Annotated in this window: 9 protein-coding genes and 1 tRNA gene; 1 reads left to right on the forward strand and 9 read right to left on the reverse strand. The window is 69.8% G+C overall.

Annotated elements, in window-relative coordinates:
* Position 1: 1 nt before the first annotated feature.
* From G6N10_RS07540 to G6N10_RS07580, 9 genes are all read right to left on the reverse strand, one after another.
* Positions 2 to 703 (reverse strand): DUF8010 domain-containing protein, encoded by a 702-nt coding sequence (locus G6N10_RS07540; RefSeq protein WP_085100299.1) that lies wholly within the window; start codon positions 701 to 703, stop codon positions 2 to 4.
* The gene (locus G6N10_RS07545; protein WP_085100296.1) at positions 691 to 1,107 is read right to left on the reverse strand and encodes an acyl-CoA thioesterase; all 417 of its coding nucleotides are present in this window, start codon (positions 1,105 to 1,107) and stop codon (positions 691 to 693) included. The genes G6N10_RS07540 and G6N10_RS07545 overlap by 13 nt, the downstream gene beginning before the upstream one ends.
* Before the next feature lie 43 nt (positions 1,108 to 1,150).
* Positions 1,151 to 5,971, reverse strand: coding sequence for an NAD-glutamate dehydrogenase (locus tag G6N10_RS07550; protein WP_085100293.1), 4,821 nt, complete (start codon positions 5,969 to 5,971; stop codon positions 1,151 to 1,153).
* A gap of 274 nt (positions 5,972 to 6,245) precedes the next feature.
* A complete protein-coding gene (ettA, locus tag G6N10_RS07555; protein ID WP_085100290.1) occupies positions 6,246 to 7,919 on the reverse strand; it encodes an energy-dependent translational throttle protein EttA in 1,674 nt (557 codons plus the stop codon).
* 96 nt (positions 7,920 to 8,015) lie between these two features.
* Positions 8,016 to 8,453 (reverse strand): single-stranded DNA-binding protein, encoded by a 438-nt coding sequence (locus tag G6N10_RS07560; protein ID WP_085100287.1) that lies wholly within the window; start codon positions 8,451 to 8,453, stop codon positions 8,016 to 8,018.
* 160 nt (positions 8,454 to 8,613) lie between these two features.
* The gene (locus G6N10_RS07565) at positions 8,614 to 10,956 is read right to left on the reverse strand and encodes a glycerol-3-phosphate 1-O-acyltransferase (RefSeq protein ID WP_085100284.1); all 2,343 of its coding nucleotides are present in this window, start codon (positions 10,954 to 10,956) and stop codon (positions 8,614 to 8,616) included.
* Positions 10,953 to 12,656 carry an HAD-IB family hydrolase gene (locus G6N10_RS07570; protein ID WP_085100766.1) on the reverse strand — a complete coding sequence of 568 codons (1,704 nt, stop codon included), beginning with the start codon at positions 12,654 to 12,656 and terminating at the stop codon, positions 10,953 to 10,955. The genes G6N10_RS07565 and G6N10_RS07570 overlap by 4 nt, the downstream gene beginning before the upstream one ends.
* Positions 12,657 to 12,670: 14 nt before the next feature.
* Complete coding sequence (locus G6N10_RS07575) at positions 12,671 to 14,182, reverse strand: wax ester/triacylglycerol synthase family O-acyltransferase (RefSeq protein WP_085100281.1); 1,512 nt, start codon at positions 14,180 to 14,182, stop codon at positions 12,671 to 12,673.
* Positions 14,183 to 14,324: 142 nt separating this feature from the next.
* Positions 14,325 to 15,503, reverse strand: coding sequence for an alpha/beta hydrolase (locus G6N10_RS07580; protein ID WP_085100278.1), 1,179 nt, complete (start codon positions 15,501 to 15,503; stop codon positions 14,325 to 14,327).
* Between the two features lie 222 nt (positions 15,504 to 15,725).
* Between G6N10_RS07580 and G6N10_RS07585 the strand changes: the two genes are divergently transcribed.
* A tRNA-Arg gene (locus G6N10_RS07585) sits at positions 15,726 to 15,799 on the forward strand.
* Positions 15,800 to 15,936 lie beyond the last annotated feature (137 nt).

Raw genomic sequence — 15,936 nt, forward strand, 5'->3', positions numbered from 1 at the left:
CTCAGCGCAGCACCAGTGCCGGGTCGCCGCGGCGCCGGTACACCGACCCGAACCGCGCGTCGATGCGCAGCCACAGCGGGGCGACCCGCACCCGGACCACCTCGCCGTCGTCGACCGGCTCGACACCGCCCTCGGCCGGATCGACGCCGCCGCCGTCCGCCTCCCCGGCCACGAAACCCATCCCGGTCAGCGCGAACACGCAGCGCATCGGGATCCCGACCGGCTCGGACTGCTGCGCGCCGGTGACGGTCAGAACGTCCTGGTCCAGCAGCGAGACCGGCGGGCCTGCCGCGCCGTGCTCGCTGGCCAGCGCCGCGCCGCTGCGGGCCAGCTCGCGCAGCACCGCGACCGGCACGTCGTCGAGGTGACCGAAGCCGTGCTCGGGCGGCAGCACGCCACGCCAGGCCGAGTCCATCGGGTAGCCCGGATCCACGTGCCCGTCGGCGCCGGCGCCGGCGAGCCCGGCCAGCAGCGCGTCGGCGCCCGCGCACAGGTCCGCCGGGCGGACCCGCCCGGCCAGCGTGCGGGCCGCCAGCACATCGAACCCGGTGGCCACCCAGGCCGCGACCCGGCCCTCACCGCGGGCCCGCAGCCGGATCACCGCGGCCGGGTCCAGCCGCAGCGCCCGCTCGGCGAACACCCGTAGGTCGGTGCGGTCGGCGGCCGCGGGCAGCCACAGCCCCCGTTCGGCTAGCGTGCCCACCGCTGCAGGAACTCCCGGTGATGCGGGGCCAGCCGCACCAGGCGCTGCTCCTCAATGTCGAACGCCGCCAGCTGGGTGCTGGCGATCACCGCGGGCCGGGAGTCCGGTTCGGCGTGCACCGAGCGCACCTCGTAGCCGAGGGTGAAGTCCACCGCGCGCAGCCGCTTGGTCCACATGGTGACCTGCAGCGGCGAATCGGTGAGCCGCAACTGCCCCTTGTAGGCCACGTTGACGTCGGCGATCAGCAGCCCGGTGGTGGCGATGTCGACGGCGAACGCCTGCTTGAGGAACACCACCCGGGCCTCCTCCAGGATGGTGACCATGGTGGCGTGGTTGACGTGCTGATACATGTCGATGTCCGACCAACGCACCGGCACCTCGGCGACGAACCCGGTCGCGGTCATCGGGACTGCCCCGACCGTGCCCGGCACTGACTCCTGCTCATCGCTACTGTCCCGTCCCACTCGAAATGGTCATGTTCCGGATCTGGCGCGCGGCCACCGACAGCGTAGCGAGATCGAATTCGCCGGCGGCGGCGATCTCGGCGAGGGTGCGGTTGGCGCGGGCCAGCCGGGCACTGTTGCCCTGGCGCCACTCGGCGATCTTCTGCTCGCCGGTCTCCTCCGGTTCGCCCACCGACAGCACGTCAAAGGTCAGTGCCCGGATCGAGGCGTAGATGTCGTCGCGCAGCGCCAGCCGGGCCAGCGCATGCCAGCGGTCGTCGCGCGGCAGCTCCGACACCGCGGTCAGCAGCCGGTCGGTGTCCAGGTGTGCCAGCAGCGCGAAATAGGTGTCGGCGACCTCCACCAGGTCCCGGTCGGTGATGTCGGCGATGTCGATGACGTCGAGCAGGCTGAACTGATAGAGATCGGTGGCGATGTTGTGGGCCAGGTCGGCGGGCACCCCGTCGGCGACCAACTCCCCGGTCTGCTTGGCCACGATGTCGGCGTCCAGACCGCGCAGCCATTCCGGCAGCCGCGGCCTCAGCGCGGCGACCTTGGCGGCGAACCGGTTGATCTCCGCGCCGACGGCCAGCGGTTGCGGGCGGTGGTTCACCAGCCAGCGCGCGGCCCGGTCGATCAGCCGGCGCAGTTCCAGGGTCATCCGGTCGGAGGTGTGCACCGGGATCGGGTGCGCCAGGCTGGCCGCCCGGATGCTGCGCCAGGTGCCGCCGATGCCGAAGATCGCGTCGGCGGCGGCGAACGCCCGCACCGCATCGACCGCGTCGACGCCGGTGTCCTCGGTGACCCGGTACGCGTAGCTGATGCCTGCGGTGTCGATCACGTCGTTGACCAGCTGGGTCGCCACGATCTCGCGGCGCAGCTGATGGTTGCGGATCTCGGCGGCGAACCGGTCGCGCAGCCGGGCCGGGAAGTACTCCGGCAGCCGGGCGGTGAACACCTCCTGGTCGGGCAGCTCGGTGGCCAGCACGTCGTCCTTGAGCGCGAGCTTGACGTGCGCCATCAGGGTGGCCAGCTCCGGCGAGGTCAGGCCCTGGCCGTTCTCGATCCGGCGGGCGATCACCTTGTTGCTCGGCAACGCCTCCAGCTCCCGGTTGAGGTCGCGGCGGGTCTCCAGTTCCTCGATCTGGCGGGCGTGCACGTTGAGCAGGCTGACCGCGCCGGCCCGGCTGGTGCCCATCAGGTCGTTCTGCGCCCGGTTGTCCTCCAGCACCAGCTCGCCGACCTCGTCGGTCATCGACTCCAGCAGCGCGGAACGCTCGGCCGGATCGACCTTGCCCTGGGTGACCAGGGCGTCGACCAGAATCTTGATGTTGACCTCGTGGTCGGAGCAATCTACGCCGGCGGAGTTGTCCAGCGCGTCGGTGTTGATCCGGGTGCCGCACAGGTTGGCCTCGATGCGGCCGCGGGGGGTGACCCCGAGGTTGCCGCCCTCCCCGATGACCCGGGCCCCGACCTGGTTGCCGTTGATCCGCACGGCGTCGTTGGCCCGGTCGCCGACATCGCTGTCGGCCTCGGCCTCGGCCTTGATGTAGGTGCCGATGCCGCCGTTCCACAGCAGGTCCACCGGCGCGGTCAGGATCGCCCGGACCAGCGCAGGCGGGGCCAGTTCGGTGACCGATTCGTCCAGTCCCAGCCGGGCGGCGACCTGCGGGCTGATCGGGATGGCCTTCTGCTGACGGCTGTACACGCCGCCGCCGGCGGAGATCCGGGCCCGGTCGTAGTCGTCCCAGCTGGATCGGGGCAGCGCAAACATCCGCTGCCGCTCGTCGAGCGAGTCGGCGGGGTCGGGGTCCGGGTCGAGGAAAATGTGCAGGTGGTTGAAGGCCGCGACCAGCCGGATGTGCTCGGAGAGCAACATCCCGTTGCCGAACACGTCGCCGCTCATGTCGCCGATGCCGACGACGGTGAAGTCCTCCCGCTGGGTGTCCTGGCCCAGCTCGCGGAAGTGCCGCTTGACGCTTTCCCAGCCGCCCTTGGCGGTGATGCCCATTTCCTTGTGGTCGTAGCCCACCGAGCCGCCGGAGGCGAACGCGTCGCCGAGCCAGTGCCCGTACTCGGCGGCCACCCCGTTGGCGATGTCGGAGAACGTCGCGGTGCCCTTGTCCGCGGCGACGACGAGGTAGGCGTCGTCGCCGTCGCGGCGGACCACCTGCGGCGGCGGAGTCACCGCGCCGGTGGCCCGGTCGACGTTGTCGGTCAGCTCCAGCAGGCCGGCGACGAACAGCCGGTAGCACCGCACGCCCTCGTCGCGGACGGCGTCGCGGTCGGCCGCGGCGTCGCCGGTGGGTGCGGGCGGGTTCTTCACCACGAAGCCGCCCTTGGCCCCGACCGGAACGATGACCGCGTTCTTGACCGCCTGCGCCTTCACCAGGCCGAGCACCTCGGTGCGGAAATCCTCCCGGCGATCGGACCAGCGCAGCCCGCCGCGGGCGACCGCACCGAACCGCAGGTGCACACCCTCGACCGACGGTGAATAGACGAAGATCTCGAACTTCGGCCGGGGCAGCGGCAACTCGTCGATCAGGGTCGGGTTCAGTTTGATCGCGAGCACTCCGCGGGTGCGGACCGAATCCGCCCGGGTGACGAAGTAGTTCGTCCGCAGGGTGGCCTGGATCAGCGAGGCGAACGCCCGCAGCACCCGGTCGATGTCCATGCTGACCAGGGCGTCGATGTCGGTGGCGACGGCGCTGGCGGCGGCCTGGGCCCGGGCGGCCCGTTCCTCGTCGGCCAGCGTCGGGTCGAAGATCGCCTCGAACAGCGCGACCAGTGCGCCGACGGTGTCCGGGTGGTGGGTGAGCACCGATTCGATGTAGCTCTGACTGTACGGAAATCCGGCCTGGCGCAGGTACTTCGCGTACGTCCGGATGACGACGACCTGCTGCCAGGTCAGCGCGGCGCGCAGCACCAGTTCGTTGAACCGGTCGGCTTCGACCCGGCCCTGCCAGATCGCGGTGACGGTGTCGGCGAAGCGGGCGTTCATGTCGGCCTCGCCCGCCCCGGCGATGTCCCGCGGCAGCGCGATGCGGAACTGGTAGATCCGCACCGCAAGCCCATCGGGCCGGGTGACGGCGAACGGCCGCTCGTCGAGCACCTCCACACCCATGCACTGCAGCATCGGCAACAGGTCGCTCAGCGACGCCGAGCGCCCGCCCAGGAACCAGGTCAGGGTGGCACCGTCCTCGTCGGAATCGGGTTCGCTGAGCACCAGCTTGACCGAATCGTCCTGCAGCCCTTCCACGATCGCGATGTCGGCGATCGCCTGGGCCGGGCTGACGGCCTGCCGATAGGCCTCCGGGAAGGCGTCGGCGTAATAGTCGGCACTGCCCTGGTCGATCTTTCCGTCGACCGCCGCGCGCAGCAGCCGGTCCCCCCAGGTGCGGGCCGCGGCGGTCAGCAGGTCCTGGATCCTGGTTTCGTTCTCCGGCGACACGTCGATGTCGCCGGGGCTCACTCCACCGGGCAGTCGCACGGTGAAATGCACCACCGCCCAGGGTGATTCGCTCACCCGGGCCGAGTATTCGATGCCGGTGCCACCGAACTCGCGGACCAGGATGTCCTGCATCTGCAGCCGCACCGCGGTGGTGTAGCGGTCCCGGGGCAGATACACCAGGCAGGACACGAAGTGCCCGAGCCCGTCGACGCGGGCGAACAGCAGGGTGCGCCGGCGAGAGCCCATCTCGATGACGGTGCGGGCCATGTCGTACATCTGCTCGCCCGACAGCGAGAACAGTTCGGGACGCGGAATGGTCTGCAGCACATCGAGCAGCAGCGCGCCGGGATTGTTCGGGTCGGCCTGCGCCAGCGCCAGCGCGTCGTGCACCCGGGTGGCGATCAGCGGAAGGTCGAGCACATCGGTGTTGACCGCCGTCACGGTGAACAGTCCGACGAACCGGTGCTCGACGGCGTGGTTGTCGGGATGTTCGCGGATCACCACGATGTAGGGCTGGGCGCCGTAACGCAGGTAACTCGGCACCGTCGCGTGCGCGAGCACCAGCAGCTCGTCGTTGGCGGTCAGCTGCGGCAGCACCTCGGTGCGCAGCCGCATGGTGCCCAGCCGGCTGCCCGCATCGACCGTCGAGCGCCCATCGCGCACCGGGCAGCGCTGATACCCCAGCAGCACGAAGTGGCCGTCGGCGAGCCAGCGCAGCAGGGCGGCCACGTCCGCGCGATCGGGCCCGGGGAACCGTGAGCCGTCGTCGAAGGCCAGCTCGCCGGACAGGTTCAGCATCGTCTTGCGCATGGCGTCGGCGTCCAGACCCGCCTGATGGGCGTCGGCCAGCACGCCGGGCAGCTGCGCGCAGGCCGCCGCCAGCGCCGACCGCGACGCGGTCGGCGAGAGCTGGACGTGGATCCACACCTCGTCGCCGGGGTGGCGACCGTCGACCGGGCCAAGCTCCAGCAGCTCACCGTCGGCATTGCGGCGCACCCGCAGCACCGGGTTCATGGTTGCCAGGTAGGCCACGCCGAGCCGGTGCAGCAGCACCCGCACCGAGTCCATCACCATCGGACCGGCGTCGGTGACCACCTGCAGTGCCGGCCCGAATCCGCCGGCCTGATCGGCGGGGTAGCTGCCGATCAGGGTCTGGCCCGGGCCGCGGCGGCGGCCGAGGTCAAACTGCGCGGCAGGCAGCGCGGCGGGCACGGTCACCGCCCCGGGGCGCTCGGCATCCTCGACGTCGATCTGCGGTGCGTCGCCCTGCGGGCCGCGGTAGGTCGCGGCGTAGGCGGCGGAAACGGCGGCGGCCGCGGCGGGCGCCAGATCGGACCAATCCTCGACAACGTGCGTCTGCGGATTCTCCGTCATGGCATCACCTCGAGTATGCGAGTACCGTCCGCCGTTGGACGGGGCCGCGAGTACGGCCCACGGGTACCCACGCAACCCTAATGCCGCCCCCTCGGGCGCCGGATCAGGAATCCCAAACCCGTGCTGCGGCAACCGCAGTTCCGCGTCGCGGCCGCAGCGGCGCTGTTGCGCCGGCAGCGCGCTGGCACCGACGGCGATGCTGCGCCCGCGGCGATACCGCCCCGAACAGCAAAACACCCCGGTCGCCGGGACCGGGGTGTCTGCTGTCGGGAGCTCAGTCGCGGGTGAGCCTGCGGTGGGTGACCCGGTGCGGCCGGGCGGCCTCGGCGCCGAGCCGCTCGACCTTGTTCTCCTCGTAGGCACCGAAGTTGCCCTCGAACCAGAACCACTTCGCCGGATTGTCGTCGTCACCCTCCCACGCCAGGATGTGGGTACAGGTGCGGTCCAGGAACCAGCGATCGTGGCTGATCACCACCGCGCAGCCGGGGAACTGCTCGAGTGCGTTCTCCAGCGAGCCCAGCGTCTCAACGTCCAGGTCGTTGGTGGGCTCGTCGAGCAGGATCAGGTTGCCGCCCTGCTTGAGTGTCAGCGCCAGGTTCAGCCGGTTGCGCTCACCACCGGAGAGCACCCCGGCCGGCTTCTGCTGGTCCGGTCCCTTGAACCCGAACGCCGAGACATAGGCCCGCGACGGGATCTCGGTCTGCCCGACCTGGATGTGGTCCAGCTTGTCCGAGACCACCTCCCAGACCGTCTTCTTCGGGTCGATGCCGGCCCGGTCCTGGTCGACGTAGCTGAGCTTGACGGTCTCGCCAACCCGAACGTTGCCGCTGTCGGGCTGCTCCAGCCCGACGATCGTCTTGAACAGGGTGGACTTGCCGACGCCGTTGGGGCCGATCACGCCGACAATGCCGTTGCGCGGCAGGGTGAAGGACAGGTCCTTGATCAGCTGCCGGCCACCGAAGCCCTTGTCCAGGTGCTCGACCTCGACGACCAGGTTGCCCAGTCGCGGCCCGACCGGGATCTGGATCTCCTCGAAGTCGAGCTTGCGGGTCTTCTCCGCCTCCGCGGCCATCTCCTCGTAGCGCTGCAGGCGGGCCTTGTTCTTGGCCTGGCGGGCCTTGGCGCCCGAGCGCACCCAGGCGAGTTCGTCCTTGAGCCGCTTCTGCAGCTTCTGGTCCTTCTTGCCCTGCACCTCCAGACGATCGGCCTTCTTCTCCAGGTAGGTGGAGTAGTTGCCTTCGTAGGGGTAGGCCCGGCCGCGGTCGAGTTCCAGGATCCACTCGGCCACGTTGTCCAGGAAGTACCGGTCGTGGGTGACGGCCAGGATGGCGCCCGGGTAGTTGGCCAGGTGCTGCTCCAACCACAGCACGCTCTCGGCGTCGAGGTGGTTGGTGGGCTCGTCGAGCAGCAGCAGATCCGGCTTGCTCAGCAGCAGCTTGCACAGCGCGACGCGACGGCGCTCACCGCCGGAGAGGTGGGTGACCGGCTCGTCCGGCGGCGGGCAGCGCAGCGCGTCCATCGCCTGCTCCAGCTGGGAGTCGATGTCCCAGGCGTCGGCGGCGTCGAGCTCCTCCTGCAGCCGGCCCATCTCCTCCATCAGCTCGTCGGTGTAGTCGGTCGCCATCAGCTCGGCGACCTCGTTGTACCGGTTGAGCTTGGCCTTGATCGGCACCCCCTCCTCGACGTTCTCGCGCACCGTCTTGGCGTCGTCGAGCGGGGGCTCCTGCAGCAGGATCCCCACCGTCGCGCCGGTGGCCAGAAACGCCTCGCCGTTGTTCGCCTTGTCCAGGCCGGCCATGATGCGCAGGACGCTGGACTTGCCCGCGCCGTTGGGGCCAACGACGCCGATCTTCGCGCCGGGCAGGAAATTCAGCGTGACGTCATCGAGGATGACCTTGTCGCCGTGGGCCTTGCGGACCTTTTTCATCGTGTAGATGAACTCAGCCATGCCGCAGTGTCGCCTTTCTCATGGGCAGGTGTGGTTGCACCCATCCTATGAGGACGACCCGGGCGGCCGGTCACCCGCCGCCAGCCCCGGCGCGATTCAGGCCGACTGCGGCTCCCGCTCGACCTCCGCAACGGTCTCCGGATCCTCGGGCTCGACGGCCTCCGGGCCCGGCGACGGTACGCACTTCTCCAGCCGGGCGATGTAGTGCGCCAGATCCGGGCCGACGGCGGTGGCGCGCAGTTCCAGGGAGGAGCGCGGCACGCCGTCGCGGTTGAGGTACTCATTGGTGTGCACGGTGCCGACGGCGATGATCGCGTCGCCCTTCTTCAGGCTGGCGGCCACGCCGGTGACCAGCCGGCCCCAGCAGTTGACGCTGACGAACAGCGACGAGGCGTCCTCCCAGTTGCCGTCCTCCAGCAGCCGCCGGCCGTTGCAGACCATCCGGAACCGGACGACGTCCTGGGTGCCGGCGGTGCGGCGGGTCGGGTCGGTGACGATGCGGCCGACGACGGTCAGGGTCATTTCCCCGTACATGGTGGTCCCTTCGGTGGTGCTTGCCGCCGCACCGGATCGATGCGGCCTGCCACCATTGACCACCAGCGGCCCGACAACCCGACGCGGCCGACGGCCACCGGGGCGCCGGGCTGTGCACGAATCCGCGCTTGGGGACAAACCCGCGCCACGACCGCCTGGTTCAGCGGGCCGCCGGATCCGACCGTCGGGCGGTGTCCCGGTCGGCGAACTGCCGGCGGGAGATCACGTGCAACCGGTCCATGTCGGAGAGAATGCCGCGCAGTTCGGCCAGGAACGCCGCGCGCCGCTCGGGCAGTTCGGGGTCCGCGGTCAGCAGGTTCTGGTCGGCCGCGACCTGCCGGGCCGTCGCGAACAGCAGTGCCGACACCGACTCGTTGCTGCGCACCAGGCGCTGCGCGGCGTACTGCCGCCCCACCCCGAGCGCCCGATCCAGCAGCTCCTTCTCCCCCACCTCGGCGGGGGCGTCACACAGCACGTCGGCGACGATCTCGTAGGCCTCGATGAACGGCCGCAGCATGGCGTGCGACATCAGCGGCTGCTTGGCGTACAGCAGCGCGTCGATGCTCGCCCCGCCCGCGGCCAGGTCATCGCGCCAGTCGGCGTGCCAACCCATCTCCTCGGCGAGGTGCTCGCGGAACGCCGCGGTGTCGGCGAAGTAGAAGTCGAACTTCAGCAGGTCCCGCAACCGCATCGCCTGGGACCAGAACGCCTCCAGCCGGTCGCCGTCGGCGCGCGCCGCGTAGGCGACCGCCAGCTCGGCGATCGAGGTTTCCAAGAAGGCGTGGATCAGGCTGTTGCGGTAGAACGCCGCCTGCAGCTCGTCCTCGGGCTCGATCCGCCAGACCGGTTCCCGGCCGCCGTCGATCCGGGTCAGCGGGTGCCCGCCGGACAGCGCGTCCAGGGCCGCCCGGACACCGTCGGAGGTCCGCAGTCGTTCGGCGCTCCCGGTGATCGGGGTCTGCTTGCGCTGCAGGTAATCCAGCGAGTCCTGCACGGTGTGGTGGACCTGGCCGACGGTCATCGCCAGTCCCCGGGCGGTCAGCAGCAGCGCCGACACCAGCGCCGAGGCGTTGACCGGGGTGACCCGCTGCACCCGCCAGGCCACTTCGAACGCCATCTTCTGCAGCGCCAGCCGCCGCGCCGAATCGTCATCGGCCAGCTCGCCGTGCGGCTCCCCGAGGTACTGGCGCATCGACACCGGCTCGGGAAACCGAACGTAGATCCGGCCGAAGTTGCGTTCGCCCTGCGCCTTGATGAAGTTGTACAGCCAGCCGAATCCCTCCGGGGTCTTCTCCCCGCCGCGGGCGTAGTCGGCGTACTCGGCGGTCTCGTGCAGCTGGTCGAAGCTGATCGACACCGGCTGCAGCAGGATGTCGTCGCTGCGGCCGTCGAGGTAGGCGTCGGCGACGTAGGTCAGCAGTCCCAGCTTGGGCGGCAGCATCTTGCCGGTGCGCGAGCGGGTGCCCTCGATCGACCAGGACAGGTTGAACCGCTTGGCCACCAGGTAGCCGACGTACTCCTTGAGCACGTACTTGTAGACCGGGTCGGATCCGACGTTGCGCCGGATGAAGATCACCCCGGAGCGGCGCAGCAACGGTCCCATGAAACCGAAGGACATGTTGACCCCGGCGAACACATGCGCCCGCGGCAGCTGATTCTCCTGCAGCGCGACGGTCAGCACCGCACTGTCCAGGTTAGACCGATGCGACCAGAGCATCACCGCCGGATGGGTTTCCAGCGCCGCCCGCATCTGCTCCACCTGCCCGGCGTCGTAGTCGATCTGCGGATCGAAGCCACGGCGGTAGAGGAACCTGGAGAACGACGGGATGAGGTCCACCGAGAATCGGCTCCAGCCGGTGGCCAGCTCGTCGAGGATGATCCCGGCGGCCTCCACGGTGGCGCCGGGCACCTTCTCCAGCCCGGCCCGAAACTTGTTGGAGGACAACATCTCCGGTTTGATCAGACGCGGCGACTTGTACTCCGGGCCGAGCAACCGGTACTCGATGCGTTCGACCGCGAGCTCGGCGCGGCGCAGCACGAAGCCGGCGAACTCGCGCGGATCACCGCCCACGGTGGTTTGGTCCCACTGGTCGTGCAGCTCGGAAACCTTAGCCGGTTCGCCTGCGACGACGCGGGCGCGAGAGGGATCGCGGCGCAGGATCCGGTGCTGCAGCTTCGCCGGCGGCCGGTAAGTGTCCCGGCCGGCCAGCAGACCGAGGACCTTGACCCGGGTGGGCAGCCCGGCGGCGGTCCAGAACACCCGGACCGGTACCACCGAACGGTCGCGATCGGCGCTGAGTTGCTCAACGACGGTGTCCACCACGGCCGCCGACGGCTCGGTCCGCGGCAGCCGCAGCACCTCGATCGCCGAACGTGGATTGGCCCAACGTTGTTCGGCGACCCAGTCGTTGAGCAGATCGAGTTCGGCCGGTGCGGACACCGCGGCCAGGATCAAGACGTCGCCGTCCAGGCGCAGGCTCGCCGAGCCCGGGAGCTCGGTCACGGCTGCTCACCGCCGTCGGCGGGGGTGTTCGGCACGGGTGCCTGCTCGGCCCGGGCCGGCGGCACGGCCTTCTTGACGGGGGCCTTCTTCGCGGGGGCCTTCTTCGCCGGCGCTGTGGCCGGTGCCTCTGCCGCGGTCTTCTCGGCCGCCGCCTTCTTCGCCGCCGGCTTCTTCGCCGCAGTCTTCTGTGCCGGTGCCTTCTTGGCCGGCGCCTTCTTTGCCGCGGGTGCAGCCGGTTTCAGATATTCGGCGATATCCGGAGGTTCATTGCCCTCTGGCCAGTTCGCCAGGGTGTCCAGGTAGAGCCGGCGGATGCCGTCGATGCGCTCGGCCAGGTCATCGACCGTCCAGTCGGCGACCGACACCGGCGGAAACACCGTGACGTCGACGCTGCCGGGGTTCATCGTGCTGGAGTCCCTGGCCGCGATCGCGTCGGCGTTGCGGATCACCACCGGCACGATGGGGACCCCGGCAGCCATCGCGATCCGGAACGGTCCCTTCTTGAACGGGCCGACCTCGACGGTGTCGTACCGGGTGCCCTCGGGCGCGATGATGATCGAAAGTCCCTTGTCCACCAGGGCTTCCACCTTGTGCAGCGATTCCACCGCGGACGCGGTGTCCTCACGGTCGATGAACACCGCATCCATCAGCTTGCCCAGGATGCCCGCCAGCGGATCGCGTTCGAGTTCCTTCTTGCCGACACTGGTGAAGTTGTCCCGTACCAGCGCCGAGGTGATGACCGGATCGAAATTGTTGCGGTGGTTGAAGATGAAGACCGCCGGGCGCGCTGCGCTGAGATTCTCGGCCCCGATCACGTTGAGCCGCACGCCGTTGGCGGCCAGCAGCAGCTGGGAGAAGTTGGTGGTGAAGAAGTTCAGGCCGCGGCGGCGACTGCGGGTCAGCAGGCCCCAGCCGATCGCCCCGGCCGCCACCGGGAACATCGTCGAGACCCCGGCGACGTTGCGCACCAGGCCGGACAGCCCGGAACCGCTGCGGCTGTTGAACTTCAGGATCGGCCAGCCGCGCTGCTTGGCGACCGTCGCCATCTTGCCCTCGGGGTTGGTCGGGCGCGGGTTGCCGACCAGGTACATCAGCGCTACGTCCTCGTCGCCGTCGGCGTAGAAGTAGCTGTCGGCCAGGTCGATACCCCGCTCCGAGGCAAACTTCTGGACGGCATTGGCCTTCCCCGGTCCCCACAGGATCGGCTTGACCACCTCGCCGGTCAGCAGGCCGTCGTCGTCGACCTCGAAGACGTTGGTCAAGGTGTTCGGGATGTTCAGGTATTTCGCCACCGGCTCGACCTGCAGGGTCAGCGCCGAGGAACTCAGGCAGACAGTGTGGCCGCGGTCCAGGTGCGCGCGGACGAGTTCCCGCATCTCCGGGTAGACCCGGGACCGGATGCGCTGGTGGAACAGTCGCTCGCCCATCTCGTCGAGGTCGCCCAGGGTGCGACCGCGCACCACCTGCGAGGCCTTGCGAATCAGCCCCTCGAACTCCAGTCGGCCGAGCTTGTGGTTGAGACCACCCTCGATCATCGAGATGAGACCGCCAAGACCGATCTCCCGACTCAGGAACTGTTCCTGGGCCAGGATGACCCCGGTGAAACCGGCCACCAGGGTGCCGTCGAGGTCGAAGAAGGCGCCGATATGCGGCCCGGCGGGACTCGCCTTGATCTCGGCGACCGATCCGGGCAGACGCATTTCCTTGGATTCACTCACGAACGCACCTCCGCTGAAGGTTCGGGCCGGGATGGTATCGACGCATCCCCGGACGGGTCCGCGGTGACGTCCGGTTCCGGGTCGAAAGACGCCGGACGGCAACGCGGTATGGGGTCACCGGCAAGTTCGAGCACCTCGTCGAACCCGGCCCGTAGGCAGTCGGCGAACAGTTCCGGATCGGTGATCGAGGCGCGGTCGTAGCGGGTGGTGATCGTGCAGTAGCCGCCGCGGGACACCAGCACCGCCATCATCGCGACACCCGGGAGCGGGCCGACAGCGTACTGCCGCAACACTTTTACCCCGGCGATGTAGGTGTCGCCCGGGTACACCGGCACGTTGCTGGCCTGGACGTCGGAGACGACCACCGAACCGGCCATCGATTCCAGCAGGACGTCGGGCAGCAGCGAGACCACCGGCGCGACAGCGCCGGTGATGTCCAGGGCGACCTCTTCGCGTCGCTTGATCATCTGGTTGCGGATCCGCCCGATCCGCCGGGCCGGATCGGCGGTGCCGATCGGCGCGGCGAGGTTGAGTCCGACGAAGCGATTGCCGCCGGCCGGATCGTCCTCCGAGCGCAGGTTCACCGGAACGGCGAGCGGCAGGGTGCCCACCGGCATGCCCATCGCCTCGTGGTAGCGCCGCAGCGCCCCGCACAGGCCGGCCAGATAGGCGTCGTTGATCGACCCGCCGGCGGCCCCGGCGGCCCGGTGCAGATCGGCAAGCCGGATGTCGATGGCCTCGGTGCGGCTGGACAGGCTGCGCCGGGCCAGCAGCGCCGAGTGCGGCGCGGCCGGCCGCATCACTCGGGCGCCGGAGGCGAGGTAGCCCACCGCCCCGGTCACGGTTCGCACCGGGTTGCCGAGCGCGCCTCGAACGACACCCGCCGTCTCGCCCAGCAGGGACGCGACCCCGCCGGCAACCGAGGCCGGCAGCCGCCACAGCCCCTCCCGCATCAACTCAATGGAGGACAAATCTTGTGGAATAGGCAGCGGCAGAACGGGTTTCGGGCCAGGTTCGGGCTCGATGTCGTAGATGCTGGCAAACATCTCCACCCCGCCCACGCCGTCGACGATGGCATGGCTCAGGTGCACGATGTGGGCGGCGCGGCCGCCGGCCAGCCCCTCAACCAGGGTGGCGCTCCACAGCGGACGGGAGATGTCCAGCGGTGACTGCAGCGCCACCTCGGCGATGTCGAGAACCTCGCGCAGCGTGCCGGGCTCCGGCGCGCGGAGCCGGCGGACGTGAAAGTCCAGATTGAAGTCGGGGTCGATCACCCAGCGCGGCGCGGTGGTCGGCAGCGTGGGCATCACCACCTTCTGGCGCAGTCGGGTGATCCGGCGCGAGGCGCTCTCGTAGGTGGCGCGGTAACGCTGCCAGTCCGGGGCCCGGTCGAAAATCTCGATGACCATGATGCCCGAGCGGGTGCGCGGGTTGGCCTCGCCGCGGTGCAGCAGCTGGTCGACGGCGCCGAGTTCATCGGGCAGCCCGGCCGTCACCCTGTCACTCACCGTGTCCCCTGCCCTTCATCCGGCCCGGCCGCGATCACCCGGGTACGCCCGCGGCAGCAACGCTAGTCGGCGGTGCCGTCTCACGCCGTCGATTGTGCCGAACGACGGGCCCGACCGCACCGGGAGGGGCGAGCGGCGCCGGTCAGCCGGCCGTGGCCGCCAGCGGCGGCTGCTGCAGGCCCGCGCGATGCCGGGCGTAGCTGATGCCCAGGAAGTTGGCCACCGCTTCGGCGGTGAGCTGCGAGCGCAGCGTGGCCAGCGCGTCGAAGGCATGGTGGGCGTTGGGCAGATCGGCGTGCACGACGGTCTGCGCCCCGGCGCCGCGCAGCGCGGAGACGAACGCCGAGGCCTGGCCGGCCGGGATGACGGCGTCGTTGCTGCCGTGCAGCACGAAGAACGGCGGCGCGTCACGGTGTACCCGGTGCATCGGCGAGGCGTCGCGAAACAGCTCCGGCCGGTCGCCGATGCGGGCGCGCATGACGAACTGCTCCAGGAAGGGCATCATCAGCGCGCACATGTTCGACGCATCGGTCAGGTCGTAGGCACCGTAGTAGGGCACCGCCGCCTGCACGCTGGTGTCGACGTGTTCGAAGCCCGGCTGCAGGGTCGGGTCGTCGGCGGTCAGCGCCGCCAGCGACGCCAGGTGGCCGCCCGCCGACCCTCCGGTGATGGCAATGAAATTCGGATCACCACCGTGACCGGCGATGTTGTCCCGGACCCAGGCGATGGCGCGCTTGACGTCGGTGATGTGCGCGGGCCACGCCGAGAACGGGCTGCGACTGTAGTTGATCGACACACAGATCCAGCCGTGCTGGACCATCCGCGCCATCAGCGGATAGGCCTGGCCGCGTTTCTCGCTGATCGCCCAGGCGCCGCCGGGGATCTGCAGCAACACCGGCGCCGCCGCATCGGCCGGCAGGTCCGGGGACCGCCAAATGTCGAGCAGATGGTCGCGCTGGTGCGGACCGTAGGAGATTTCGGTGGTCGAGGCCCCAAACCGCTTGCGGTGCTTGGTGGCGTGCCAGATACCGGCGACGCTGTGCCGCAGGTGCGAGGCGTCGAACGGATGCTGGGCCAGCTCACCGAAGTTGTCGCCGAACGCCGCGCCGAGCGCATCGGTCAGCACGTGGCCGGCGCGCTGGGCACCCCAGGAATTGGTCAGCCGCTCAAAGTGCGGCATCCCGACGGTGGACAGCGCGTGCCCGGCAACGGCGTGCGGGGTGAATTCGGTGGCCGCCCAGCCGGCCAGCCAGCCCGCCAGGGTGGGGGCACCGCGCAACAGCACCGATCCGGACCGCAACATATCCACGCGAGCGCTCATCTGTCGGCGAACTCCTCGAAGACCGGCGGGGGCGTCATTGCCCGACCGCGAGTTACATCAGACACCTGAAGTGTTGTGCCGACAGTCACATTAACCAAGTTATGGCCCCCCGTCGGCATTTCCGCCGGGCGCGCCGCGACGAGACGGCAGACGGTGGCCGCAACGGCGGCGCCGGTGGCCCCCCGGCGGTGCCCGCCACCCGGATAGACTGGCACCCGCGATGCCTCCGTAGCTCAGTTGGATAGAGCAAGGGCCTTCTAATCCCTAGGTCGCAGGTTCGATTCCTGCCGGGGGCGCTTTTTCATCATTGTCGCTGCTGGTCAGTGGTATCGATAGGCGCTGACGAGATAGCTGATCGCGGCGTTCGGGACTCGGCGCACAGCGTTCTCCGCTGCCGAATCGGTTGTCCGCCCCCCGCTGGTGGCGTAGTGTT

This window comes from Mycolicibacterium fallax, from assembly GCF_010726955.1.
GTDB lineage: Bacteria > Actinomycetota > Actinomycetes > Mycobacteriales > Mycobacteriaceae > Mycobacterium > Mycobacterium fallax.

Excerpts from the sequence above, each read along its gene's own strand:
- G6N10_RS07580 (WP_085100278.1), bottom strand. The coding sequence starts at position 15,503 with ATGAGCGCTCGCGTGGATATGTTGCGGTCCGGATCGGTGCTGTTGCGC.
- G6N10_RS07545 (WP_085100296.1), bottom strand. The coding sequence starts at position 1,107 with ATGACCGCGACCGGGTTCGTCGCCGAGGTGCCGGTGCGTTGGTCGGAC.
- ettA (WP_085100290.1), bottom strand. The coding sequence starts at position 7,919 with ATGGCTGAGTTCATCTACACGATGAAAAAGGTCCGCAAGGCCCACGGC.
- G6N10_RS07570 (WP_085100766.1), bottom strand. The coding sequence starts at position 12,656 with ATGCGTCTGCCCGGATCGGTCGCCGAGATCAAGGCGAGTCCCGCCGGG.
- G6N10_RS07550 (WP_085100293.1), bottom strand. The coding sequence starts at position 5,971 with ATGACGGAGAATCCGCAGACGCACGTTGTCGAGGATTGGTCCGATCTG.
- G6N10_RS07560 (WP_085100287.1), bottom strand. The coding sequence starts at position 8,453 with ATGTACGGGGAAATGACCCTGACCGTCGTCGGCCGCATCGTCACCGAC.